Below are 26,102 nucleotides of genomic sequence, written 5' to 3' on the forward strand. Positions count from 1 at the left end.
TGCTCCGCAGCTTTTTGTTTTTATTTACATAATTCTACCGTTCTGTCGCCGCTCCGCGGCTATTAACTGCTGATATAGGGTTAAAAATACTAAAACCGCGGAGCGGTGACAGAGCGGTAACGTTACCAATAAAGTCCGTAACAATTAACCGCGGAGCGGTGACAGAGCAGTAACTACCAAAAAAACACGAATGTCAGGATTAAGCCCCTAACAACTTAACAACCCTGATTTCTTGCTTGCAATAATTTGGGTAAAACAAAAGGGACTGCCTTTTCAGACAGTCCCTTGTTTTTTTCTTCTATCGCTAATGGCGATTCCGGTGTCCGCCTCTGCCGCCTGTTTCTTCACGAGGGCGGGCTTTTTTTACAACAATGCGAGTCCCGTCGAATTCTTTGTCGTCGAGGTTTTCAATGGCCGCTGTGGCCTCATCGTCGTTGGCCATTTCCACAAAGCCGTAACGCTTTGAATAACCGGTTTCACGATCCATAATTACTTTGGCGGAGGTGACTTCACCAAATTCGCCAAACATTTGCTCAAGGTCCTCACTTTTGGTGCGGGAGCTGAGCTTTGCTACAAAAATGTTCATAATAAAAAAGAAAATAATTAATAAATAGTGTCTGTCCATTAAGTGCCATTTACTGTGTTACGCTCGTCCGAAAATTACTCATTTACGATGAGTAAACTCCGTATTTTCGGACTTCGCAAGCCTTGTAAATGACACTTTCTGAACAGACACATGATAAGTAAGAAACTTTTCCTACTTTATAGACAGGCACTAAATAGTGCTCGTCTATAAATCCATTACTCCGTTAAACTTTTTCAGATGCCTGGTAGGTAAAGACGCCCAATTTGGGCGTCTTTACCTCTCATAGTAAAAACTTTGCGTTATTGTGCCTCTGCGTTTAGGCTTTTAAAAATCGACCATACTGCAAGTTAAGATATTTGATCATCAATTGCACGAAAAACGGATGTTTTTTTAAAACGCAAGTACCGCACTAATTTCATCATCTCCCTGTTGGTAAGTTCATCTTTGGCCAGGAGTTCTTTCAGTTTTTGCTGAGTTTTATCTTTTTGCGGTTCTTCGGCAGGTTTTTTCTCCTCGCTTTGTTCCGGGTTCGTGGTCTGTGAAGTAAGCAGGGAAGGTATATTCAGTTCCTCGTTCAATTTTACTTGTTTGTATTTCACCGATCCGGAGTAATATACCAATGGCTTTACGCATGATGGCATAGGCAGGGTCTTCGCCTGAAGGGTTTATCACCACTTCGCGTAGCCGGTAGCTTTGAGGTTCCAGTTCCAGATCAATATCTATCCAGGTGTCGCGGATGGTAAGGTTAAAGGTGCGTTGTTTAAAGCCAAGCGATTGAAAAACGAGATCGTATTCTCCCCGGGGAAGTGAAATTTCGTAATTGCCATTAATATTGGTTATAGTTCCTGTTCTTTCTTCAGGAATGTAGATGCTTACATTGGGCAACGGATTTCCCTGTTCATCAACAATGGTACCGCGAACGCCTTGTGAGAAAATGCCGGCCGGCAGAAATGCCAGCAGAATGAGTAGTGTCGGTTTTGAAAACATAGTTTGAGGGGGTTGGTTAAACATAACAACTGAGTGTTGTTTAACAAAAGTTGTTCCAAAAATGAAACGAGGGCAACAAGGGTTATTTTCAGGATGGCAATCTGCCGGCAATAAGCGGTAAGATTAGCTGGATTTTCTAATCTCCAACACCCTGGCAATTTAACCTTCCGCACTTGTTCTGGTTGAGACTAAGATTAAGGTTAAGGTTAAGATTAAGGTTGAGAATTACTAATAAATAGAGCAAATCAAATACGAAAAAAGCAATATATCCAAAACCGTGCGGAGGGTAACCCCCTTCAGGGGGTGCGCGAAAGCTGAGGTTAAGGTTAAGTTTGAGAATACACCATATAAGACATATAAGAACACAGAGATAAGGTTGCATTATTGATGATAGAGATTTAAAATTTAAAAGAGCATTTTAAAATTATAAGTCCCCCTTGGGGGATTAGGGGGCCTTTAGGGGGTGCGCGAGAGGGCAGGGAAATAGTATTTTCAATTGCCAATCAACCAATAACGTTTTCACCACAGATTCTTGCAAGCAAGCGGCATAACCGAGCGACACAGATGAGCACAGATTTCAATTATCAATTATCAATGACCAATGATCAATAGAGGCTAAGGTTAAGGCTGAGGTTGAGAGAAGGAGATTTCCTATAACTTGCTAATTACCAATTGACCAATTAACCAGCAACCAGCAACGAGCAACCAGCACCCAGCAACCAGCACCCATCACCCCGGCTTTCAGCCTCTAACCTATACTTTCAAAACCTCCACTGGAAAGAATTGCTTACCGTGTAGAAAAGCTTATCAACATCGGGAGGCGCCATGTTATCGTATTCCAGTTTCACAAACAGTCCGAAATTGAAACTTTTCGAGATTTTAAGGTTGAGACGTGATTCGCTCCATATCCTGAAATCGGCCGGATCGGAATAATCCGGTTCGTAATAAGTGGTATGGTTAAAACCGGCCGAAGGACTGATCTGCCAGCTGAAACTCCCCATGGAACTGAATTTTACAAGGCTCTTGCGACGGTTATAGTCGCTGTACTCATACAACTCATTGAGGTAGATGGTGTATCCCACAAGAAAAAAGGAAAATTTATCACCGTCGGCAATGTTAAAGCGGGGACCACCTCCGAGGATGTATCGATGTTTCAGGCTTTTAATGCGATTGTATTGATATTGAAAGAAACTTTCGGCTATGATGATTTTGTCGGGCACCCAGTAATTGTACTTCAGCATCAGGCCGCCGTTGTTAACGTTACGTTCGTCTCCCACCTGGTTGAACCCCAGTTCTGTGGAGAGAAGATAGGTATTCAGATCATCGTTGTATTGAAGCTTTAGCCGTGAGTTCAGTTGTTTCTGGTCGGTAGTGGTATGAATAAAATTGAAACCCAGGTTAAATTCTCCCTGCAGTCCTTTTGAAGGATCCTTTGTTCTGCGTTTGTCAATGTTCACAATCTGGGCATCTGAAAGAGAGAATGATCCCGAAAAAACGAAAAGAAACAGAATTAAGTAATAAATGCTTCGCATCATAGCGCGTTGGCGTTTAAAGTTTAGTTTTTCAGGCGACAAATTTAATAATGCGTACCTATGGCGCAATACTCCGTTGAACTTTTACAATACGTTGCAAACCAATTGTTTATACCTATCAATGTTCATTTATTAAGATTCAGTGTATCAATATTTTACGAAACGAGCATGGCACGGTTCCCCAACAAGAATATGTATAAATGCTTGCATGCGAGTTCCATCAGGCCAATAACTTATACATAATTTATACTGATGAATCACCTTACATCTTGTATCTAAAAATCTAACGATCTATTGTATGGCGGGTAAGAAGTTATTTTCAGAATATAGTCATAAAAAGCAAATATTCATATTTGGTACGACCCAGCCCTCGGGGTCATTCCTTTAATTTTCCGCTCTTGGCGTGGTATAAACATAGACAAAACTCATCAATAGACCGTTAGATTTTTAGATATCAGATACAAGTTGATTCGTATGAGCTTGACATACTGTATTTTAACAGACAAAACCCTTTAGACACAGACGGTTGATTTGCAGCTTATTACAAAAGTTTAACAAAGTATTGCTCATAGCACCTCAAAATAATATTTAGCTCCAAAGAATATCACGATATTCAATTTCCTTCAAAACCTTATAAAACTATGCCAACTGTCATTATCTTTGTGCTCTTCCGGGTGTAAATTTGCATAAAAAATAAATCAGTACCAATGCCAAACATCTCTCAACGCGGCAGTAATATGCCTGCTTCTCCTATCCGAAAGCTGGTTCCTTTTGCTGAAAAGGCAAAGTCGAAAGGGACTCATGTGATTCATCTGAATATTGGTCAACCCGATATTTTTACGCCTGAAGTGGCACTGAATGCACTTCGCAACATTACTCATAAAGTGATTGAATACAGTCATTCGGCCGGGAATGAATCCTATCGCCGTAAGCTTGCCGCTTATTACCGGTCGATCGGAATAAATGTTGATCACACCGAGATACTGATTACAACAGGCGGGTCGGAAGCACTGACTTTTGCCTTTTTGAGTTGTCTTAATCCGGGCGATGAGGTGATTATTCCCGAGCCGTTCTATGCCAACTACAACGGGTTTGCCACTCTGGCAGGAATTAAGATTGTGCCTGTAACATCGACCATCGAAAACGGGTTTGCACTTCCACCGGTCAGCAATTTCGAAAAACTGATAACATCCCGTACAAAGGGGGTTGTAATCTGCAACCCGAACAATCCCACCGGATACCTCTATACCGATGAGGAGTTGAATGAGGTACGTAACCTGGTGCTGAAGCACGATCTCTATTTCTTTTCTGATGAAGTTTACCGGGAGTTTTGTTATGACAATCACGGGCATCTTTCGGTAATGCACCTGGAAGGACTGGAGGAGCATGCTGTGATGTTCGATTCGGTATCCAAGCGTTTCAGCGAATGCGGCGTACGGATAGGGGCGCTGGTAACAAAAAACAAAAAGGTGATTGAAACGGCATTGAAATTCGGTCAGGCCCGTTTGAGTCCTCCCGGTTTGGGACAAATTGTTGGTGAAGCTTCGCTCGATACACCCGAGGAATACTTTGTGGAAGTATATAAAGAGTACATTCAACGCCGTGACTATTTGGTGTCAGAACTTAACAAAATTCCCGGTGTGGTATGTCCTTTGCCAAAAGGCGCTTTTTATACTATGGTTAAGCTGCCGGTCGACGATTCCGACAAGTTCTGTCAATGGATACTTAGCGACTTTGAATATGAAGGAAGCACATTAATGATGGCGCCTGGAACCGGGTTCTACAGTACTCCGGACAGAGGCAAAAACGAGGTGCGCATTGCTTATGTTCTGAACAACGATGAACTGACCAGAGCCGTCAAAGTTCTGAGAAAAGCCCTCGAAGTCTACCCGGGAAGGAGGGTGTGACAGGAGTTTTTGGTTTATTTTACTTTTTTGAAAGAGACTTTTTTCAAAGCATTTTTAATCCTGGTTCCCGGCCTGAAACTCAATCGTAATTCTTTAATGTTTTTAGCGCTAACATCATCTTTTCGCTTTGCCGGCTCTACTTTAGCGTGAAGGCGGAAAGAACCTATGCCGCCAAGTTTAACTGTTTTCCCTTCGGCCAGCAGTTCAGGAATTAATTGCTCCAATCCATAGATTACCAGATATATGTCTGCTCTGCTGGCAGTGCTCCTGGCACTCAATATCTTGCACATTTCATCAAGGTCGACGCACGAACTCCCTGTCAGTTTTGGAAACCATAATGGTTCCTGGTCTTTCCCGTGTCCGGGAGGATGAGTGGTACTCATGACTTTATATTTCATAACCAATGGCTTTTAATTTTAATCCGGATTAAAAATATAAATAATCCGGTTTATATAAAAATTTAATGCGGATTAGAGTTTTTAATTATGCGGATAAAATTATCAAATAATCAATGTAACCTATCTTATACATAAGACAGGTAAGGTGTAAACAGGCTGAGAGCCTGAGAGAAATAGTCCAGGGTGTTGCCCCAGGCTATTGCTTAAAGACCTTCGGCCTTTTAAAAACACAACAACATTATGTATTCCTTTAAAAGGAAAAAGCCCCGCTTTTGGTTTGCAAAATCTTTGATATCTTTCATGGTGTAAAAATTTGTCATTGGTAACGCAATCTCCGGCTTTTCCCGGCTATCAGTGATTTGCAGTAATTTTTTTTGTATGAAGCTTAACTCAATACTCTGTTAAACTTTTGCAATACGCTGCAAACCAATTGTTTGTGCCCGAAGGGGTTTGTTTGTTAAAATACAGTATATCAAGGTTGCACGAATCATCTTGCGCCCGCCTTGCCTGCCTGCCGGTATCTAAAAATCTAACGATATATTGTTAACTTATATTCTTCATAAAAAAATTTACAAAACGGTTCAGCATTAATAAACGTAATTCCGTCGCCATTTTTTTGTAGTTTGACGAAAATAGAGAGGAAAAAGAGGGAATCGTTTCTTAATTTTGATTAACATTTTACGTAGGATGAGGGAGACGCTCCGAAACCTTTTTTATGAATTAACCAGTCCTCCCAAAAGCGAGGCTTTTCCTTTTGGGAAATACATAAACTTTAGAATCAACTCTCTGAAATGAAGTAAGTTGCTTGGTTATGTATAAGGTAGGTTAAGCTGGCATCCTGTTAATCATTGAATGTTGCAAACATCATTAAAAAACTAAACCCTGATAGAGAGTTCCGGTTCCGGTTCCGGTCTTGAGACAAAACTTATGAGAAACAAATTAATATCAGTATATTTTTTGGTCATTTTTTTCAGCTTTAAAGGACTAAGTCAGCATACTGTAATAAGGGGACACGTTTACGACGGAGTTACCAAAGAGCCTTTACCGCTTGTCAATATTTACTTTAAGAACACCAATATCGGGACTGCCAGCGATACAACGGGACTATTTACATTAAGTGTAAGTGTTCCTGTTGATACAATTATTTTTTCTGCATTGGGATACATTTTGCAGAGCTACCCTGTAAGGCAGGGGGTGGTTAATAATATGGATGTCATGCTGCAACCAGTTAATTTCGATATTGAAGAGATAAGTGTTAAACCCGACGATGGCCCCGTAAAAAAACTTATTGCTCGACTAAATACGCATAAAGAAAAAAATAATCCTGCAGCGCATGACAGCTATTCCTACCGACGTTACACCAGATGGGACTATCGTATTAATAACATAACGGATAAAATGACGGGCTGGAGTATTTTCAAACATACAGAGGGTGTTTTCAGATACGATGATGACAGTACAAGGTATATGCCTGCCTATTTTTCGGAACAGGTTGTGTTTAATGAGTTTCAGAAAAATCCTTTAAAGAGGAAATCAACCATTGAAGCAGATATTACCAAGGGGTTAGGTCTCCTGGAGGATACCGAAATTTCCGGTTTCACATCGGGTCTCGATGATGGCATTAATTTTTATGACAACACCATTCGGTTACTGGATCAGAACTTTATCAGTCCGGCCCACGACAATGGCTGGTTCTACTACAAATATTACCTGCTTGATTCCGTAAAAACAGATACGGGTAAAGAATATATAATCCGGTTTACTCCACGCCGAAAAGGGGACAATACCTTTAGAGGCGAAATGACCATTGCCGATGGTACTTTTGCCATAACAAGCGTTGATGCTAATCTGACCAATACAGAACACCTTAACTTTATAAGAGAATTAAAAATCCGAGCCAATTATCTGTTCGTTAATGATTCAATCCCTTTCTTCGGTAGCTCAAAAATCACATTCACCATTGATTACCTGCCTGTAGAACTGAAAAAAGACCAGAAACGGGTTGAGCTTAAGGCAGTAAATTCAATGCATTATTCAGATGTGGATATAGGACTTGGGAAGAATATAGAACTGAGTCATAAACAACTTGCTTATGAGTCGTTGGAAAAGAAAGGTTATAAAAAGAAAGACACCGCTTACTGGCAATCGGTCAGACCTGCTCCTCTTGATTCAGCAGACCTGGAATTCAAGGCAGGAATTGATTCTGTGAACCGGTTGCCAGCCATTAGGTTACTCGACAATGTAGCTAACATGGCGATGACGGGTTACTACGATTTAGGTCGCTTTGAAGCCGGTCCTTATGATGAGACGATTCTTTTTAATGAAGTTGAAGATACCCATCTTTATATCGGCGGACGTACCAGCGACGAATTTTCGGAGAACTTCAGCATATGGAGTGGTGTTGGCTACGGAACGCGCAACAGGCAGTGGCTCGGGCGGCTGGGAGCGGGCTATATGTTGCCAACCACACGGCGCAACTTAATAAGCGCGGAATACGATAATAATATGGTGCTGATAGGCGAAAGTGAAAACATTCTTTACCTCGACGAAAACAAGCAGAGCACTTCAACATCGAACCTTATAAGTTACCTTTTCCTGAGAGATGAACTGGACGAATTATTTCAGACCAAAAAATTGACAGCTTCCTATGAATGGGAGGTACGAACGGGATTTAGCATTAAAAGCAGTGCTTCACGAACGAGATTTTATTCACCCGAATTCTATCCATTCATTTCTCAAAGCACACAACCGGAGCATTTCGATGCATCGGAGATAAAAGTCAAATTCAGATGGTCGTGGCAGGAAAAGTATCTCGATTACGGTTACCGGCGAATCTACCTGGAATCTCCAAAACCCATTATTAATATTGCCTTTACAGCAGGAGTGTCCGATGTTGACGGACACACTGAATATTATGGGAAAATCCATTCAAGCTACAAGCATCATTTTTATATGGGACAGACACGTCTCGATTATGCCCTGGAGGGTGGCTGGATTTTTGGCACCGTGCCCTATCCGTTGTTGGATATTCCCCGGGGCAACGAGTCATACGGGATCAACCAATACAATTTCAATATGATGAATAATATTGAATTTTTCCACGACCGTTATTTGCATGCATTTGTTGAATGCAATCTCAACGGTTTTTTGTTTAAACGCATTCCGTTATTGGACAGACTGGGGTTACGTGAAGTGATAAGTGCCAAAGCAATGATAAGCAGTGTGGATGAAAAACACGAGCAGCTTCTGAAATTTCCCGAAACTTATGCAAATTATAATAACAAACCGTATGCAGAAATAGGACTGGGTGCTGACAACATTTTGAGGTTTTTCCGGTTTGATGCCCTATGGCGGCTGACAGAAACAACAGAAGCTCCCACATTTGGTGTACGGGCTTCTGTTGAAATAAAAATTTAACGATTTATACCATGAAAACCGATAAGAGGATAAATCTATCCTGTTAATTTCTTTTCATCTTTTATTGTTGTACCAATAAAGAGGACAAACTTATATCCGTTAGTTATCCGATGATTGTCAGAAGTACGAAAAAGCCTAATTGTATGATGAAATTCTGCAATCCATTCATATTAACTGTCCTGTGCCTTGGCATGCAACCTCAGGATGCAATTGCCGGGAACAATAAAGTGGGTGTTCCTGCTACTGATATTTATACACTGGTTTTGCAGAATGAGGTTTTGTTTTTTCCCAGAACCAGTCGTGTAGCGGTTAAAGAAAAAACATGTTGGGTGGTACCGGACTACCTGAAAGTACAATATTTAAAGAGGGCCGGACATGTTTCGGCAGGGATGGGCTATAGTATTCATAACTTTTATGAGCCAACACTGCTGATAGGTTACATGTATAAGCAAATGAAATCGAAAAATGGTGAAGCCCCTGTGCTTACGCTAAAAAACAGTTTTACCATTTTGGGACAAAATACATCTGAAATAATAGCTATCAAAGGAGGAGTGTCAATAAATGTTTTATTTGGGGAGACAGCTTTTGATAATACAACCATTTACAAACGAGCAGGTTACTATTTTCAGGAACAGATCTATTCCATGCCTTTTATTGGTGGAGAGTGGTTTTTTAGCAGGAAGACCGTAAAAAGCAGCCTGTTTGTTGAAATATCCACTGTGGATTCTTTTCTTAAAGATGCCATTAACAGCGAGTTTGTACAGTTTGATGAAATATGGGCATTTAGCCTTGGCATCACCGTTTACCTTCATTAATGCAATAGTGAGGGTTTCACTTTGAGTGAAGCCCTCACTAAGCGGATATTAGTTTTTGACCTGTCTTTCATTTTATGTGTCAAAGTAGTATTAATATTGAATTTCATTTCAGCGACACATAATTAACTTTCATACCCCCATATATGCACTTCCACAGATCAATACCAACTTTACTTTTTATGCAATTTATATTTGCCCAAAATTTATTGAAAAACAAGCGTTAAAATGAGAAATATGAAAATTTCATTATTAACTATGGCTGTTACTGCTCTGCTTTTCTTAAATGCCGGATGTTCAACCAATGAGACGGAACAGAAAAAAGAATTACGGTATGTAAAAGTCACAGAGGCTGTAGCAGCAACAACAACCGTAAACGAAAAGCAATTCAACGCAACAATAGAAGAAAACCGGCAATCTTCTGTTGCCTTCCGTGTTGGAGGAACTGTGGAGAGTATTTATGTGGATGAGGGTGTTTTTGTGGAGAGGGGCGAATTGATTGCCCAACTGGATCAACGTGACTTCAAAACCAACTTGTTGGCAGCTGAGGCACAATACCAGCAGGCCAAAGGAGAATTTGAAAGATACTCCGAACTCTATAAACAAAACAAGTTGCCTGCTAATACATACGCCAAAATGGAGGCGGCTTTCCTGTCTGCTAAAAGCAATTGGGAAAGTGCCAGAAACGCACTTACAGATGCTCAATTGAAGGCGCCTTTTTCCGGCTTTGTTTTTCAGAAACTTGTTAATAATCATGAGGCGGTTGCTCCGGGACAACCTGTTTTTATTCTTATAGATACCAATATTCTTGAAGTCAGGTTTGGGGTTCCCGAAAGCGTTGTGAATCTGTTGGGAAGGGGTCAAAAGGTTGAAGTTGTGGTAAATCATCATTCCGGCACCCGGATTCCTGCAATTATTCAATCCGTAAGTCACAAAGCCGGAGATGATCATCTATTCGGGGTTCGCCTGGAAATGCAAAATCCCGATCAGGGAAAGGTAAAACCCGGTATGACCGCAAAGGTTTTCATTCACAACTTATCTTCAGCTAATGAGGATCGTCATCTTGTGATTCCTACCGAGTCAGTTTTTTATTCTGATGAGCAAGCCAATGTATGGATATACAATTCCCACGAAAATAAAGTTTCCCGCCGAAATATAACAACGGGGGAATTAAAAGGAAAAGGAATGATTGAAGTAACGAATGGGCTTGATCCGAACGAAATGATCGTTACCGCCGGGGTACACTCCCTTATGGAAGGACAAGAGGTGAAACCACTTTTCTAAATAGTGTCTGTCCATAAAGTACCATTTGCTGTGTTACGCTCGCCGCCAAAATACTCATTTACGAAAAGTGAACTCCGCTTTTGGCGGCTTCGCAAGCCTTGCAACTGGCACTTTCTGAACAGACACATGATAAGCAGGAAACTTTTCCTACTTTATAGACAGGCACTAAATAGATCGTTAGATTATTAGATAAAAGATAAATCTTAGGGTGTTAATAAATTTCAAGAATCCTTGAATACGAATAAAACATCTTACCTGCTTACCATACCTACGGGAGGCAGGTATCTATAAATCCAGCAATCTATTGACTTAATAATTCTTCATTAAAAAGATAAGCTGATGTTAGAGAAACTACTACATAAAAGATCATTGCTTATAACCTTTTTTATCATTCTGGTAATAGGAGGAACAGGGTCTTTTTCCGGGTTGAGCAAGCTTGAAAATCCCGAGATTCCGGTCAAGGCCGCCGTGGTTATTACGCCTTATCCGGGTGCTTCGGCTGAAGAGGTTGATCTGGAAGTGACCGGGCCTTTGGAAGAGGCCATTCAAAAACTGGAACATATTGATTATATAGAGTCCCGTTCCATGCCTGGCATGTCTCAGATAACAGTGACAATGGAGGGATATGTTAAAACTTCGGAATTGCCACAGATATGGGACCACCTTCGCAGAAAGGTGAACGATGCCCGTTCGGAATTGCCCGCTGGTGCAAGCGATCCCATTGTTAATGATGACTTTGGGGATGTTTATGGCATTTTTATGGCTGTCAGCAGCGACGGTTATTCCTATGAAGAGCTGGAAGAATATACCGATTTTCTGAGGCAGGAACTCCTACAAGTAAAAGGAGTAAAACGCATAGAAATAGTTGGTGAGCAAACCGAAGTGGTCAATATCTCATTCTCGGCTGAAGAATTTGCTCATCTTGGCATCAACCCCATGTCGATCGTGCAAACGCTTAACGATGAAGGAGAAGTGGTAGATGGCGGAACGGTTGTTTCAGGCACTGAAAGAGTACGCCTGAATGTGGGAACCAAACTGCGTTCGCTGGATGAAGTCAGAAATATGAACATCTTTACCAATGAAGGCAATAGTTTCAGGCTGGGCGATGTGGCCGACGTCTCGAAAGGGTTTTATCGGCCGAAGCAGAGTGGTTTGACCTTCAACACCCAACCGGCATTAGGACTGGCCATTTCAATGGAGTCGGGCGATAACATCATAAAACTCGGGGAACGCGTAGATGCCAGGCTGGCAGAATTGAAACCTGAAATACCGATAGGAATTGAAATCCATAAAATTTATGACCAACCATCCAAAGTAAAGGATTCCATAAGTGATTTCACCATCAATTTGATTGAATCGGTAGCAATTGTAATTATTGTACTACTGATTGCAATGGGATTTCGGGCCGGGTTACTCATAGCCAGCAGTCTGGTTTTTACCATTCTAAGCACTTTTATCATAATGGGGTTCTTGGATATGACCCTCGATAAAGTATCATTGGCTGCCATCATTATTGCCATGGGCATGCTTGTGGATAATGCCATTGTGGTGGTAGATGGGATACTTGCTGATATGCAAAAAGGGGTTGAGCGCCACAAAGCTTTTGTACTGGCCGCTAAGCAAAATGCCTTTCCTCTGCTGGGTGCTACCATCATTTCTATTTTGGCATTCATGCCAATGGCATTTAATACAACAGCAGCCGGTGAGTTCATGAAGCCGCTTTTCTTTGTTTTGACAATTTCCCTTATTATGAGTTGGATACTGGCCATGATTCAGGCTCCTTTTATGGCTTCTTTGTTTTACAAAAAAGAAAAAAGAAAGAAGAAGAAAGGACATGATGCAGAAGAAATTTACTCTGGGGGATTTTACGGATGGTTCAGAAAAGTTATTCGGTTTGCTTTGTGGCACAAATCTCTAATAACAGTGGCTACGCTTGTTATCCTGATAATCTCGTTTTGGGCATTTCGCTTTCTCAACAAGGATTTTTTCCCGGTTCCCAAATATAACCAATTCATGGTGGAGTATTATCTGCCTGACGGGAGCGATATCTACCATGTTGAAGAAGATTTGGCAACCATTCAGGATTCTCTTCTTTCGTGGGATGAAGTGACAAAGGTGACCACATCATTGGGGAGCTCTCCTGTTCGTTATACCCTTATGCGGCCTATGAACAGTTTCAACTCGGGCTATGGAGAGCTTATTGTTGAAACCAATACCTATGAAGACGCTTTGGAAATAATTCCGGAAATAGAAGAAACATTCTCGAAAAAATTCCCCAATTCCGACATCAGGTGCAGGCAGTATTCATCGGTTGGCGGAGATTACAAGATACAGGCCATGTTTTCCGGGTCCGATCCTGAAATATTAAGAAACCTGGCCAATCAGGCCAAAGAAATCATGGAAAAAGAACCTACAGCTGTCTTCGTCAACGACAATTGGGGAAACCAGGTGAAAAATCTTGCGCCGGTCTATGCACCTGAGAAAGCAAGGCCGTTGAATATCTCCAGAAGTTCTATGGCTTCTGCTCTTTCTGTTGCATCCGAGGGAATGCCTGTGGGTGTCTATTATGAAGACGACACCCAGCTCCCGATGCTTCTTAAACTGGAACCGTCGCTTTCCGAAAATCCCTCCGACATAGGTTCTGTTCCGGTGTGGGGAAATTATTCGGAAAACAGTGTGCCTTTGGGACAAATAACTGATTCATTGGAGATGGAAGGCAGAAACTATCTGATTTGTCGTTACGATGGTATCCGGGCTATCAAAGCCCAGTGCGATCCGGTGCGAGGTTATACCGCTCCTCAGGTCATGGAAAAAATCAGACCAAAAATAGAAGCAATAGATTTGCCCGAAGGATATAAACTGGAATGGCATGGAGAATTAAAAGACAGCAAAACAGCCAACGAGGCCCTGTTGCAAAATTTGCCACTTGCCCTATTGCTGATGGTGCTCATCACCATTGCTTTATTTAACAACTTCAGGCAGCCCGCGCTCATATTCCTCATTGTCCCGATGGCTTTTATCGGCATTATCGCGGGTTTTTTGATAACCCGTTTGAATTTCGGATTTGTTGCCATCATCGGGGGACTTGGTTTAATTGGAATGATGATCAAGAATTCGGTTGTTTTGCTGGATCAAATTAACATAGACATCAACAGCGGAAAAGAAAGACTGACCGCTATCATTGATGCGACAATATCCAGAGTAAGGCCTGTGACAATGGCGGCGCTTACAACTATATTAGGTATGTTCCCGCTGCTGTTCGATGAAATGTTCCAGGGAATGGCCGTTTCCATTATGTTCGGATTGCTTTTCGGTACCATTATTACCCTAATCATCGTACCGGTACTCTATGCGGTTTTTTACAGAGTCAACACCAGGGTTTTGTCACAGACAGATGAGAATAACTCGTACCAGCAAGAAAACTAAAGAATTTTGAAATTATGCTACAAAAAACAATATACCTCGCGCTAATCGTGCTGATCGCCGTGCCCGGTTTTTCCCAGACCCCGATAACTATTGAGGAGTGCCGGCAAGAAGCGCTGGCAAACAATAAAGATATACAGTCGTCGGTTTTAGAACTTCAAAAAGCAGAAGCTTCAGTAAAAGAAGCCAGAACTGGTTTTCTGCCAGCCATTGATGGCAGTGCAAATGCCATGTACATTCCCAATTTGGAAGAACTAAAACAATTTGGCATTGAAAAAGAGGACCTGGAAGTCTACCAGGCACAGTTTTCCGCACAACAACCCATTTACGCAGGAGGAAAAGTGAGACTTTCGAACAAAATGGCCAAAAAAAGGGTGGATATAGCCGATAAGGCGAGAGAGCAGCAGCGCGCTGAAATTATTATGAAAACCGATGAAGCTTATTGGGACCTGGTAGCCATGCAGGAACAGAAAAAAGTGGTCGAAAAATTCACCGAGGCCCTCGATTCTCTTGAAGAACAATTGCAGGCAAATTATGAACAGGGGCTGGTCCCCAAAAGTGAATTGCTGAAAGTTACGGTCCAAAAAAATGAGGCTGAAGTAACGGCCATGGAGGTGAAAAATGCTGTACAACTTCTGCAGATGAACCTGGCCCGGATCATAGGTCGCAATTTAGATGAGCCTTTGCGGGCAATTTCGGAACCTGATTTCCCGGTCGATAATGATGAGCCAACTTTTTCACAAGAACCCGTTGTGCCAGGCAATCGACCTGAAATTCAAATCATGGAGAACCAGGTGGATATGGCACAAATGGAAACAAAGATGACCCGGGCTGATTACTTGCCCGAACTGGGCGCACAGGTCAGTTATGGCTACCTTAAAGTACCCGATATTTCTGACGGCTCGTGGCAACTTAATGCAGCAGTGCAGTTGTCGATCCCCATTATTCACTGGCGTGAAAAGAAACACAAAATGAAAAAGGCAGAGATCAGCGAACAAATGACTAAATTAGACCTGCAAAATGCTCGTGAACAGATCAGCCTTGAGATAAGAAAGACCTGGCTCAAACTCCAGGAGGGAATTGAGAAGATACAATTGGCCCGCAAAAATCTGGAAGAAGCCACAGAGTCACTGTCTGAAGTGGAGATAAGCTACAATGCCGGCCTGAATACCATCACCGACTTGCTCAATGCACGGGTGGCCCGCCAACGCGCTGATGCATCCCTGATTGAGGCGCAGTCAAATTACCAGGTATTAAAATCGTCGTGGCTGAAAGCCATCGGTAAACTTGACAAAAAGTACCAATAAAACCCGTTTCATGCAAAGGCAAAATAACACATACCATCCATCTTTTACTCACAAGCCATGGCCTCAGAAAATTGCTTTTTACAAGCGGTTGATGGCAGAAATACTTATATCTCTGTTGTTTATTGTTGTCTTGGTCTCTATCAATAAAGACAATTCCTTTAATAGAATTGAATTAAAAGGGGTGTGTTTTGTGACATTTGCATTTGTCTTTTTGAGTGAAGGAATTTTTACATTTGATTCACTGGTAGCTAAGAAATATTCCTGGCATAATGCGCTTTTCAAGAGGGTTGGCATATTGCTAACTTTTACCCTGGTATGGATGTTTGTTACCGGTTACCTGGCAAGCGTGATACGTCCTTCGTTTATTCCCGATGAAAGGTTAAACGACAAAGACAATTTTGCTATGAGCGTGGCCATTCTTGTGCTGTTTATCACCCTTTATGTATCAGGGCTTATAGCAGCCAATTACCACAGTTCACTCAAATATTTTATCCTTGAGAATGAAAAACTCCGTCAGGAAAAACTCCGCATGGACTATTTTGCATTGCAGGATCAGTTAAATCCACACTTCCTGTTTAATAACCTGAGTACATTAATGGCAATCATCCCCGAAGACCAGGGAAAAGCTTTGCGGTTTACTGAGAATTTTACAGATGTCTACCGCTATGTGTTAAAGAGTTCAAAGCTAATGTTTGTAACCCTTCGTGAAGAGGTAAATTTCATAAAGGCATATCTTGCACTTCATAAAGAGCGGCTGGGCAATGGCTTCAGTTTTACAATCGATGTAAAGGAAGAAAAACAGGACAGAGTTTTACCACCTTTGAGTTTACAATACCTGGTAGAAAATGTGATAAAACATAATATTGCCACTGAAGACAGACCGTTGGTTCTTTCTCTGACCACAAGGGGAGCCAGGTTGATGGTCACTAACAATTTTCAGCCAAAAGTATCAACATATTCAACGAATACCGGGCTCAATAATCTCCGCAAAAGGTATGAATTCTTTAATCTGGAAAACCAGATAGAGATACTGAACTCCGGTGAAACATTCACAGTCTCGATTCCTTTAATTGATAAAAAATACGTCCATGAAATATAAAATACTGATTGTTGAAGATGAGCCACTGCTTTCAGCTGCGCTTCGTAAAAAAATTGAAGCTCTAAGGCCTGAATGGACTATTGACAATGAGTTAAGAACTGTGGCCGATACCGTTGCATGGATAAAGGCGCATCCTGAACCGGCACTTATTTTCCTGGATATTCAGTTGGCGGACGGAATCTGCTTTTCTATTTTTGAGCAGGCGGATATAACAAACAAAGGCATTGTTTTTACTACGGCATACGACGAATATGCCATCCGGGCATTTGATCTTAACAGCATAGCCTATCTTTTAAAACCCATCAAAACAGATGATTTAAAGAATGTATTTTCGAAAATAGACAAGGTAATGGATGCCTTTAAGTCTTTTGATTTTTCTCCTCAGATTGATTACAAAAAGCTTGCTGAACATGTTCTGGAGCATCAGAAAAAATATCGGAAACGTATTATGGTTTCGCGTTCTGACGGATATATTCAGCTTCCGGTTGAAGAGGTGGCTTTTTTTTCGATTGAGGAAAAAGTAACAATTGCAACTTCCTTTCATCAAAAGGAACATATTCTGGATTCCACCCTGGGAGAGCTTGAAGAAGAATTGGATCCTTCAATGTTTTTCAGGGCCAACCGTCAGTTCATTGTCAACATCAATGCCATACATAAAATGGAAAATTATTTTAATAGTAAGCTTATAATAAAACTTCATCCCAGTTTAAATACTCCTCAAAAAATAGTGGTAAGCCGTAGCAAAGCACCGCTAATAAAAGAATGGTTAGACAGGTGAGTTTTTCATCCGTCGGTTCGCAATTCATCCCCAATAATTGTCTTTTCAACCCTGCGATTTGATGGTTCATTAATGTTTTAGTTTCGCTTTGGTTGCTGATCCTTTACCTTTGTGCACTTGTTTATTATATTGCAACGACAATATTTTTTATTTAACAGGTCTGTGATGCATTTCAGACACACACATTGAGAAAAATTTTGCGAGTTTATTGACGCAATAATCAGTTAAAAAAAGCCTAAACGCAGAGACGTAATGACGCAAAGTTTTTATTATGAGAGGTAGAGACGCCCAATTTGGGGGTCTCTACCTTACCAGGCATCTAAAAAAGTTTAACGGAGTATTGTAGACGATCACTATATAGTAACAGCAACAGCGTGAAAATACTTAATAAAAAATACCGGAACTTTTTGATTATCGCCGTTGTTGTTTTTGTTATCCTTTCTATTCTTCAAATCCCAAAGCTCTCCATCAATCCAGGGTTCGATGATTATATTCCCGAAAATACTGGCAACCGTGCTTATCTGAACAGACTTGACAGCATTTTCGGGGGTAACGAAAAGATACTTCTCATACTTAAAAACGATAAAGGGGTTCTCAATCCGCAAAGCTTTGAAAGATTGAGGCTGCTTACCAGAAAGCTGCAAAAAGAGAAGGGGATTGAGCATACTTTTTCGTTGCATGATGTAATTGAAATCACTCAGGAAGACGGCTTTACCATTATTGATCCGCTTGTTTCAAAGATTCCGGCTGAGCCAAAGGCTCTTGACGCCTTAAAACAAAAGATTGTAGCAAACGAAATGGCGCGACGGCTGGTAAGTGAGGACTTTTCAGCTTTTGCTATCGTACTGACAAAAAAGGCGGATGCCGCAGACCATTTGGTTATTTCAGCGATAGAGCAGGTTATAGAAGAGACACCCGGTGAAGATGAGATTCACATAGGAGGCCTGGCTTATATTCGCAATTCCGTTAAATCGTACATCAGAAAAGACCTGGTTACCTTATTGCCCGGTGCATTTTTGTTAATGATAGTGATGCTTTATCTCTTCTTCCGGGAATGGAAAGGAGTTGTATTGCCTTTTATCGTGGTTGTGCTGTCCATTGTGTTTTCTTTCGGCCTGATGGCTGTTTTTGAATGGGAAATTTCCATCGTTACAGTGCTTTTACCTGTTATGCTCGTTGCTATTGCCAATGATTACGGGATTCATCTCATCAATTTGTATCAGGAGAAGATTGCTCATGGCAAACTTACCGCCGTTAAAGATATAGCTTACAGTATTTACCGGGAGCTTCGCCGGCCAATAGTAATTACAGGACTTACAACCATCGGGGGGATGCTCGGGTTATTGTCGCATCAGATGGCTCCGGCTGCACAGCTTGGCGTTTTGGCATCGTTGGGGATAGCACTGGCGTTGCTGCTGAGTTTGTATTTTATTCCCGCGCTTCTTACGTTTTACAAAATGCCCGAAACAGCTCATTTGCCTCTCACAGAAAGAAACGGGTTTCTTAATAAAGTTCTCCGGCTATTTGCGCAATGGGTGAATCATTATCCCCGCGCCATTGTTGCATTATTTATTTTGGTAGCGCTCATCAGCATAGGGGGAATCTTTCTGTTGAAGGTTGATACCAATATCGAAGGTTATTTTGGAAGAAATACGGACATTCGCGAAAGCATCGACCTGACAAACGAAAAATTCGGAGGTTCGCAATATGTATCCGTTCTTTTTAGTGGTAACGTTCTTTCTCCCGAACTTCTGCACCGCATGGAGGGGTACACCCTTAAGATAGAAGAATTACCACATGCCGGGAACATCTTATCGCCTGTTACTTTTTTCAAAGAACTGAGCAAAGGCATCTATTCCCCCGGTGACCCTGAATATGGGACTCTGCCCGGGAGCGAGGCCGAAGCTGCGCAATATCTGGAAATTGCATCTCTGGCCGGGTTTGCTGATCAGGCGGCGCAGATAATTGACTACAACAATGAAAATGCACGGATTCTTGTAAGTCTGACAGACGGGAGCAACCAAACTGGAAAAGAAATGCTGAAGGCACTTGGAGAAATAACAATCGGTGATCCAATGCTGAATTGCATCGCCGGGCCGGGGTTGTCGAAGATACAGATTGCCGACATGGTCATTAAAGGACAGATAACTTCTTTATTTTTTAGTCACTTTTTATTATTTTTTGTTCTTTTTGTTCATTCATTTTCAGATCAACGGCAGCAGGAATAAAAGGGAGTTTGCCGCTTCTGGTGGCCACCCTGTTCCTGTTTGGACTCATGGGTTTTTTGGGTATTTCGCTGGACATAGTAACAGCGCTTTTGTCATCCATCATGATTGGAGTCGGGGTTGATTATACCATTCATTTTTTGTGGCGCTACAAGGCTGAATATGCTGTAAGTAATGACATAAAAAAAGCCGTTTCGGTAACATTGGTCACAGCCGGCAGGGGGATTATATTTAATGCTTTTTCGGTGATTATTGGCTTTTCAGTATTGATGTTTTCGGGTTTTTCTCCCCTCCGTTTTTTCGGCGTTCTGGTGGTGGTTTCTATTTTTTCATGTTTGATAAGTGCTTTACTGCTTGTTCCGGCCATTGTAACATTAACAAAACCAGGATTTTTAGAACCAAAACAAAGTTGAATACTATGAGAATCACCATTCTGCTTTTTTGTTTATCGGGACTAATCGCAACCGGAGTTGAGGGACAGGGCAGCGCAAGAGATATACTGGAAAATGCTGTGAAAAAACTGACCCTGAAAGATATTCACCTGAATCTGGAGGTGGAAACATCCGACGGGAAGGGTAACAGCAAATTGCGGACAATGGATGTTTCGTTTGCCCTGTTTGATGATCTGAAGAAGGTACTGGTTGAAATTACAGCCCCTGAAAATATTCGCGGCACCAGAATTTTAGCAACCGACTATCCTGATAAAAAGGGAATTATCGAGGTCTATATGCCTTCTACAGGGAAAACCAGAAATTTCAGGTCCAGTAACAGAAAACTGAAAATGATCGGAAGCGAGATTCCTATTAACCATTTTAGCGGTACCGCTTATGCCGGTTACGAAATATCAGTAGCAGAAACTGTGATAGTTGACGGCGACAAATGCCATAAAATAAAACTGAATTCACCTGATGAAACTGAATTTTTGATAGTTTATATCAGGTATGATGGTGAACAATTGTTTCGTATTGAATCTTATGATAGTCTGGGTGATCTCACCGGTGTTACCGAATTATCGGATTATTTCCGAATTGATGTTCCCGGCGCAGGCGATTTTTATCCCCGGCTGGTGAGCGTAAAGAATCTGAAAAACGGGAAAGCATCAAATATGGAGATAAAAGGAATTGTGCCCCTGCAAGAGATAAGGAAAACAGATTTTGAACTTTGAGAGAATGACACTGATAACGGCTGGAAATAAATTTTAAAAACCAGGCATGATATTCAACTCATCCATAGAACCCATATATTACATATTGCCGCTGACAGGCTTTATTATAGGTTTGTTTGGATCAATTCTTGGGGGTGGCGGTGGTTTTTTCTTTTTGCCGGTTCTTACCCTGATAATTGGTGTGCCGGCACAAATTGCGGTAATTACCTCATTGGTTGCCACATTGCCGATTTGTGCTGTCGGTGCCGTGATGCACTACCGGAAGGGGAATGTGGATGTTGGTAAAGGTTTTCTTTTTGCGTTGACAGGCATAGGCGGTGCTTTTGCCGGATCTTACGTGGCTAATATTATAAAACCGGAACAACTGAAAACAGCTTTTGGATTTTATTCCGTTTTAATCGCCTTAATTTTGGGGGTTAACACCTGGCAAAAACGCTCAAGAAACAAAAATATAGCCGTTGGTGCCGAGCCGGCCGGAAGAATCTTTCTTCAAAAGTCAAAAGGTTCTCTCTACGGTTTTTTTGCCGGGGTAATTACAGGAACCTTTGGCACCAGCGGTACTGCCCCCGTTTTGGCAGGCCTGTTTTCCATGAATGTTCCGGTAAAGATAGTTGTGGGAACCTCGCTGATGGTTGTTTTTGTTAACACCTTCTTTGCCGTGGGTGCTCACTTCCTGGTAGGGCAAATTGATATGACCCTGGTTTATTTTCTGACATCCGGGTCTGTTATTGGCGCTTTGCTGGGGCCGGGTATCGTAACAAAAGTAAAAACCGATAATTCTGAAAGTTCCATCAGATATGTTTATGCAGCTGTTATGGGGGTGATTGGCATTTTAATGATTGTGGCATGAAGATTTTAGATTGTTAGATTGTTAGGGATGTTAGTACTATTAACATTGTTAGGGGTGTTAACCAGGCTAACAACCCCAACAGGCTAACACTATAACAACCTAACCTGGACAAGCCAGAACCAAACAAATTTATACATTATCTGTCGCTGCTCCGCAGCTTTTTGTTTTTCTTTACATAATTCTACCGTTCTGTCGCCGCTCCGCGGCTATTAACTGCTGATATAGGGTTAAAAATACTAAAACCGCGGAGCGGTGACAGAGCGGTAACGTTACCAATAAAGTCCGTAACAATTAACCGCGGAGCGGTGACAGAGCATTAATTTTGCCAAAAAAAACACGAATATCAGGGGTAAGACACTAACAATTCTAACAGACTAACAATTTTAACAAGCAAACCTCTTTGAGAATAAACAGTTGGTTTGTAATATATTGCAGAAATTTAACGAAGTTTTTTTATAGATGATAAAACTGATCTACATTATTATCCTGATTTATTTTATGGCCGGTGGTATCGGCTTCTATTTCATTAACAGAAATAAGGAACGTGAAGTAGCCAGGAAAAGCTATACCAAGTTCGGTGTCTATTTTATTATTATTAATATTCTGTTTTTCAGTATAATCATCAATCCGGTGATGTTTAAATACATCGCGTTTGTGATTATTGCCGGAGGGCTCATCGAGCTGTTTTATCTGCATCAAAAGTCAGGCTATCAGCAGAAAGGATTCTTTTTGCTTTCGTTGCTGGTGTTTCTCATATTGGCAGCCGGACTTTATTTTTTCAGCCGGCAAAGCAAAGAATTCATCCTGTTCTCATTCCTGATCATCTCTATTTTTGACAGCTTTAGTCAGATAACAGGTCAATTGTGGGGAAGGAAGAAAATATTTCCCGAAATTAGTCCGAATAAAACCCTTGGAGGATTGGCCGGAGGAGCTCTGGTAGCCCTGGGGAGTGCAATATTTTTACGAAATATGTATGGTGGACCTCTTGCAAAGTTGATACCGGTGGCAATCGGTATTATTGTATTTGCCTTTGCAGGCGATCTGGCCGCATCGTATTACAAGCGAAGATACAACGCCAAAGATTTCAGCAACCTGATTCCGGGACACGGAGGAATACTGGACAGGTTTGACAGTCTTATTGCTGGAGCAGCATGGACAAGTCTTTGTGTGTTAATGTTTAACTTATGATCACGAATTCATTACAGGAATTGTTATGGACAACATCGTTGTAATTGCTTTTGTTTATTTGATTGGTATTGTTGTTTTGCTGGCTTTTAATGAGTTGAATTATCGAAGGTTGAAGATAAAGGGGGAGATAACCCGTAAGTTTGCTCATTTTTCGGCAACGCTGGCAACGGTGCCTTTTCCATACATCTTTCCGTCGCATTGGTATGTATTTGTGCTGGCTCTGCTGTTTTTTATTGCATTGGGTGTAACTCAACGCAGCAAGCAACTCAAGTCAATACATGACATCAATCGTAAATCGATGGGAAGTTATCTTCTGCCTTTATCTATTTATGTCACATTTCTGATTTCATGTCTGGTCGAAAATAAATTCTATTACATTTTACCTATGCTGATCCTTGCAATATGCGACCCCATGGCAGCTATTCTGGGCATCAACATTAAGAAGTATAACGGGCGTATAAAAGTAGGGAAACGCAAGATCGATAAAACATGGCTGGGTACCATCGCCTTTTTTGTTACCGGTATGATTATCGCGATGATTGCCCTTTATTTTCACCGTGAAATATTTGATTTCAAAACGTTATGGTTGTCTTTGCTTGTGGCTGTTGCTGGAACTATAGGCGAATTAATGAGTTGGCGCGGATCGGACAATTTGTCCATACCGCTGAGTGTTATTGTTGTTTTAATGATTTTTTTGTAAGAAAGGGAGATTGACAGATATGAGATTATCAGATACCTGCAGGCAGGGGGCAGGGAGCAGGGTGAAAAGGTAGAAGGGTGGAAAGGTGAAAAGGCAGAGGGAATCACTGAGCAGGAATTAGTTTGCTGAAAGTGACCGACAGGCAGTAGGCAGGGAGCAGAGGGCAGAAGGAATGGGGAATGGGGAACTAAATAGTGTCTGTCCATAAAGTGCCATTTACAGTGTTACGCTCGTCCGAAAATTACTCATTTACGATGAGTAATTTTCGGACTTCGCAAGCCTTGTAAATGACACTTTCTGAACAGACACGCATACTGTAAAAATTTTTTGCGAGTTTATAGACACGCACTAATCAGGGTCTGCCGAATAACACTTAAATAATTAATAATAAATTATTTACATTGCATAATTCCATTTAAGGTGCAAGGTTTTTCATGCAAATCTTTAAAAATGTTTGTACCTGTAAATCAATAGATCGTGAGATTTTTAGATATAAGATGTAAGATGATTTTTACAACATTAATATACTGCATTTAAATAAACAAACCTCTTTAGACGCAAACAATTGACTTGCAGTATATTACAAAATCAAACAAAGTATTGTGTAAATGTTAATTGTCAACATATCACTGTTCAAAAGAATGTCGCAATAATGAACGACTTTATCTATTTAAAAGGCGCGGTGGCCTGTCCGCTTTCCGGGCCGGCGGATGGCGGGAAACCAAAATGGGCGACGTTCATGGCCTTGCGCAATGGCCGGAAATTTTGGCTTTCGCGGGGAGTCAGGTTTAAGCGGACCAGTGTCGTGTCATGTATAAAATGTCGTATAAGTTGAAACTGATTTTTGCTTTTTTCAAAATGAAAAAAGCGCGCATAGCCCTAGCTACGTAAGCTTTTTATCATGAAGAAAAAACGAAAATCAGTGATGCTTGGTGCGATATTTTATGCTTGACACGACACTATACCTTTTTGGTTCTTTTTGGGCCAATGCCAATAAGAACAATGGAAAATAAATTTGAAACAGGTTGCTGACTTTTTCAGCAGCCTCTAATTAAAGAGTGTTGTTTAATAAAATACAGATTTTATGAGTTATACGATTCATCTTAAATCTCATATCTAAAAATCTAACGATCTAATACAAAGTGTAAAGCTAAAAAATATGAAGAGAATAATTGTAAACGGGGCCAACGGTTATGTGGCATCTAACTTCATAAACGAATTGCTGAAGAAGAACTATGATGTTATTGCACTGGTGAGAGGAAACGGTAAATTTTCTGCAACCGAACGGGTTGAACAGGCATTGGCGCAGGTCGATCAAAAGCCTGTAAAGCTTCCGGATAACCTTACGGTATACAATTATTCCCTGATGGAAGAGAATTTCTCTTTGTCCGAAAAACAATTGGAAAACATTTTTGACAGGGATGTCGATTATTTTCATTTCGCTGCCAGCCTGAAATACGATTATAAATCGAAAGAAGAAATATATTCCACCAACGTAGAAGGCGTTGAAAACTCGATTGGCGTGTTTTCGAAACATGCCAAAGGCAGTTCACGCTTCTTCCTTGTGGGAACAGCCTATTCCTGTGGTCATTTTAAGGGCATCTTTGAGGAAAAATTTTATCCCGATGAAGATATTTCTGCCTTCCGCAACTATTACGAATGGTCTAAACGGCTGGCTGAAAATGTTGTGCGTAAAAAGATCGAAAACAACGGGTTGAAAGGTTATGTGATTCGGTTATCCCAGGTAGCCGGGAACAACCTGACCGGCGAGACCAAAACCGACTATGGAATTTTCGATTTTGCTAAAAGGGTGCATAGTCTGGCAAAACGATATCCCGGCAAGACAGTCAGAGCCAAAATTGCACCGGAAGGGATACAAAATCTTATACCCCTTAATGTGGCGGTGGATTATCTGATGCAAACAGTTGCTGTTCAGAAGGTTCCGGAAATTATGAATTTTGTGGCCGATACGCCGGTCAAAAACAGGTATATTATTAATGGTTTGAATAAATTGCTGCCATTAAAGATTGTTCCGGTTCCCGATCTGGAACATTCCGAAATGAATTCTCTGGAACGGCTTATGGCAGTTGGGATGTCGTTTACCGGCAATTACACTAATGTTCATATCCGGTTCGATACATCACGGCGCGATGAGGTAATTTCACGTGTCAACGATTGCATGGATGAAGAGACGGTTTACAGGATGCTTGAATACTTTATTCAGAATGTTTGTGAGAAAACCGGCAGGAAGAAGGAAACCCTGTCGGTTGGCAATAATAATCATTAGTGCATGCCTGTAAAGTCAATAATAAATATCCGTATTGGTAGTTTGGCTTTTCATGACCTAAGAATGAAATTAGAACGGGAAAAACCTTATTTTCAATCTTAAACCTTAGTAACAAGGAAAGCATCTCAACCATATCCCTGACCTTATTACCTTATTA

General features: G+C 41.2%; 20 protein-coding genes. 16 read left to right on the forward strand and 4 right to left on the reverse strand.

Annotated features, from left to right (window positions below; all coding sequences use genetic code 11):
- Positions 1-304: 304 nt before the first annotated feature.
- From OQ5_RS0116320 to OQ5_RS0116335, 3 genes are all read right to left on the reverse strand, one after another.
- Complete coding sequence (locus OQ5_RS0116320; protein WP_026055346.1) at positions 305-586, reverse strand: RNA recognition motif domain-containing protein; 282 nt, start codon at positions 584-586, stop codon at positions 305-307.
- A 477-nt stretch (positions 587-1,063) separates the two neighbouring features.
- Positions 1,064-1,573 (reverse strand): carboxypeptidase-like regulatory domain-containing protein, encoded by a 510-nt coding sequence (locus OQ5_RS0116325; protein WP_016778517.1) that lies wholly within the window; start codon positions 1,571-1,573, stop codon positions 1,064-1,066.
- Positions 1,574-2,334: 761 nt separating this feature from the next.
- Entirely contained in the window at positions 2,335-3,108 is a 774-nt protein-coding gene (locus OQ5_RS0116335; protein ID WP_016778520.1) for a DUF481 domain-containing protein, read from the reverse strand.
- 704 nt (positions 3,109-3,812) lie between these two features.
- On the opposite strand from OQ5_RS0116335, the gene OQ5_RS0116340 reads away from it, so the two are divergent.
- Positions 3,813-5,012 (forward strand): pyridoxal phosphate-dependent aminotransferase, encoded by a 1,200-nt coding sequence (locus OQ5_RS0116340; RefSeq protein WP_026055347.1) that lies wholly within the window; start codon positions 3,813-3,815, stop codon positions 5,010-5,012.
- A 14-nt stretch (positions 5,013-5,026) separates the two neighbouring features.
- On the opposite strand, the gene OQ5_RS0116345 is transcribed toward OQ5_RS0116340, so the two are convergent.
- Complete coding sequence (locus OQ5_RS0116345; RefSeq protein WP_016778522.1) at positions 5,027-5,410, reverse strand: HU family DNA-binding protein; 384 nt, start codon at positions 5,408-5,410, stop codon at positions 5,027-5,029.
- A gap of 927 nt (positions 5,411-6,337) precedes the next feature.
- On the opposite strand from OQ5_RS0116345, the gene OQ5_RS0116350 reads away from it, so the two are divergent.
- From OQ5_RS0116350 to OQ5_RS0116415, 15 genes are all read left to right on the forward strand, one after another.
- Complete coding sequence (locus OQ5_RS0116350; RefSeq protein ID WP_016778523.1) at positions 6,338-8,827, forward strand: DUF5686 and carboxypeptidase-like regulatory domain-containing protein; 2,490 nt, start codon at positions 6,338-6,340, stop codon at positions 8,825-8,827.
- 143 nt (positions 8,828-8,970) lie between these two features.
- Positions 8,971-9,642, forward strand: a complete 672-nt coding sequence (locus OQ5_RS0116355; RefSeq protein WP_016778524.1) for a hypothetical protein — start codon at positions 8,971-8,973, stop codon at positions 9,640-9,642.
- A 225-nt stretch (positions 9,643-9,867) separates the two neighbouring features.
- Positions 9,868-10,923 carry an efflux RND transporter periplasmic adaptor subunit gene (locus OQ5_RS0116360; protein WP_016778525.1) on the forward strand — a complete coding sequence of 352 codons (1,056 nt, stop codon included), beginning with the start codon at positions 9,868-9,870 and terminating at the stop codon, positions 10,921-10,923.
- Positions 10,924-11,262: 339 nt separating this feature from the next.
- Positions 11,263-14,349: an efflux RND transporter permease subunit gene (locus OQ5_RS0116365; protein WP_016778526.1), complete on the forward strand. Its 3,087-nt coding sequence runs from the start codon at positions 11,263-11,265 to the stop codon at positions 14,347-14,349.
- A 14-nt stretch (positions 14,350-14,363) separates the two neighbouring features.
- The gene (locus OQ5_RS0116370) at positions 14,364-15,653 is read left to right on the forward strand and encodes a TolC family protein (RefSeq protein ID WP_026055348.1); all 1,290 of its coding nucleotides are present in this window, start codon (positions 14,364-14,366) and stop codon (positions 15,651-15,653) included.
- A gap of 10 nt (positions 15,654-15,663) precedes the next feature.
- Positions 15,664-16,752, forward strand: coding sequence for a sensor histidine kinase (locus OQ5_RS0116375; protein ID WP_100221947.1), 1,089 nt, complete (start codon positions 15,664-15,666; stop codon positions 16,750-16,752).
- Positions 16,742-17,530, forward strand: a complete 789-nt coding sequence (locus OQ5_RS0116380; protein WP_016778529.1) for a LytR/AlgR family response regulator transcription factor — start codon at positions 16,742-16,744, stop codon at positions 17,528-17,530. The genes OQ5_RS0116375 and OQ5_RS0116380 overlap by 11 nt, the downstream gene beginning before the upstream one ends.
- Before the next feature lie 374 nt (positions 17,531-17,904).
- Positions 17,905-19,758: an efflux RND transporter permease subunit gene (locus OQ5_RS21400; protein ID WP_255297595.1), complete on the forward strand. Its 1,854-nt coding sequence runs from the start codon at positions 17,905-17,907 to the stop codon at positions 19,756-19,758.
- A gap of 8 nt (positions 19,759-19,766) precedes the next feature.
- The gene (locus tag OQ5_RS24955; RefSeq protein ID WP_255297596.1) at positions 19,767-20,168 is read left to right on the forward strand and encodes an MMPL family transporter; all 402 of its coding nucleotides are present in this window, start codon (positions 19,767-19,769) and stop codon (positions 20,166-20,168) included.
- A gap of 5 nt (positions 20,169-20,173) precedes the next feature.
- Positions 20,174-20,920, forward strand: coding sequence for an outer membrane lipoprotein-sorting protein (locus OQ5_RS0116390; protein ID WP_016778530.1), 747 nt, complete (start codon positions 20,174-20,176; stop codon positions 20,918-20,920).
- 46 nt (positions 20,921-20,966) lie between these two features.
- On the forward strand, positions 20,967-21,770 hold the full coding sequence (locus tag OQ5_RS0116395; protein WP_016778531.1) for a sulfite exporter TauE/SafE family protein: 804 nt from the start codon (positions 20,967-20,969) through the stop codon (positions 21,768-21,770).
- Positions 21,771-22,229: 459 nt separating this feature from the next.
- Positions 22,230-22,958, forward strand: a complete 729-nt coding sequence (locus tag OQ5_RS0116400; protein WP_016778532.1) for a phosphatidate cytidylyltransferase — start codon at positions 22,230-22,232, stop codon at positions 22,956-22,958.
- A 25-nt stretch (positions 22,959-22,983) separates the two neighbouring features.
- Complete coding sequence (locus OQ5_RS0116405) at positions 22,984-23,658, forward strand: diacylglycerol/polyprenol kinase family protein (protein ID WP_016778533.1); 675 nt, start codon at positions 22,984-22,986, stop codon at positions 23,656-23,658.
- 652 nt (positions 23,659-24,310) lie between these two features.
- Complete coding sequence (locus tag OQ5_RS24960; RefSeq protein WP_082179609.1) at positions 24,311-24,493, forward strand: hypothetical protein; 183 nt, start codon at positions 24,311-24,313, stop codon at positions 24,491-24,493.
- Between the two features lie 324 nt (positions 24,494-24,817).
- Positions 24,818-25,945, forward strand: coding sequence for an SDR family oxidoreductase (locus tag OQ5_RS0116415; protein ID WP_016778535.1), 1,128 nt, complete (start codon positions 24,818-24,820; stop codon positions 25,943-25,945).
- Positions 25,946-26,102: the final 157 nt, after the last annotated feature.

It is taken from the genome of Anaerophaga thermohalophila str. Valhall (genome assembly GCF_000250735.1).
GTDB classification, from domain to species: Bacteria; Bacteroidota; Bacteroidia; order Bacteroidales; family Marinilabiliaceae; genus Anaerophaga; species Anaerophaga thermohalophila_A.

Coding starts and splice junctions, on each gene's coding strand:
- OQ5_RS0116320 (WP_026055346.1), bottom strand. CDS start 586: ATGAACATTTTTGTAGCAAAGCTCAGCTCCCGCACCAAAAGTGAGGAC.
- OQ5_RS0116325 (WP_016778517.1), bottom strand. CDS start 1,573: ATGTTTTCAAAACCGACACTACTCATTCTGCTGGCATTTCTGCCGGCC.
- OQ5_RS0116335 (WP_016778520.1), bottom strand. CDS start 3,108: ATGATGCGAAGCATTTATTACTTAATTCTGTTTCTTTTCGTTTTTTCG.
- OQ5_RS0116340 (WP_026055347.1), top strand. CDS start 3,813: ATGCCAAACATCTCTCAACGCGGCAGTAATATGCCTGCTTCTCCTATC.
- OQ5_RS0116345 (WP_016778522.1), bottom strand. CDS start 5,410: ATGAAATATAAAGTCATGAGTACCACTCATCCTCCCGGACACGGGAAA.
- OQ5_RS0116350 (WP_016778523.1), top strand. CDS start 6,338: ATGAGAAACAAATTAATATCAGTATATTTTTTGGTCATTTTTTTCAGC.
- OQ5_RS0116355 (WP_016778524.1), top strand. CDS start 8,971: ATGATGAAATTCTGCAATCCATTCATATTAACTGTCCTGTGCCTTGGC.
- OQ5_RS0116360 (WP_016778525.1), top strand. CDS start 9,868: ATGAGAAATATGAAAATTTCATTATTAACTATGGCTGTTACTGCTCTG.
- OQ5_RS0116365 (WP_016778526.1), top strand. CDS start 11,263: ATGTTAGAGAAACTACTACATAAAAGATCATTGCTTATAACCTTTTTT.
- OQ5_RS0116370 (WP_026055348.1), top strand. CDS start 14,364: ATGCTACAAAAAACAATATACCTCGCGCTAATCGTGCTGATCGCCGTG.
- OQ5_RS0116375 (WP_100221947.1), top strand. CDS start 15,664: ATGCAAAGGCAAAATAACACATACCATCCATCTTTTACTCACAAGCCA.
- OQ5_RS0116380 (WP_016778529.1), top strand. CDS start 16,742: ATGAAATATAAAATACTGATTGTTGAAGATGAGCCACTGCTTTCAGCT.
- OQ5_RS0116390 (WP_016778530.1), top strand. CDS start 20,174: ATGAGAATCACCATTCTGCTTTTTTGTTTATCGGGACTAATCGCAACC.
- OQ5_RS0116395 (WP_016778531.1), top strand. CDS start 20,967: ATGATATTCAACTCATCCATAGAACCCATATATTACATATTGCCGCTG.
- OQ5_RS0116400 (WP_016778532.1), top strand. CDS start 22,230: ATGATAAAACTGATCTACATTATTATCCTGATTTATTTTATGGCCGGT.
- OQ5_RS0116405 (WP_016778533.1), top strand. CDS start 22,984: ATGGACAACATCGTTGTAATTGCTTTTGTTTATTTGATTGGTATTGTT.
- OQ5_RS24960 (WP_082179609.1), top strand. CDS start 24,311: ATGAACGACTTTATCTATTTAAAAGGCGCGGTGGCCTGTCCGCTTTCC.
- OQ5_RS0116415 (WP_016778535.1), top strand. CDS start 24,818: ATGAAGAGAATAATTGTAAACGGGGCCAACGGTTATGTGGCATCTAAC.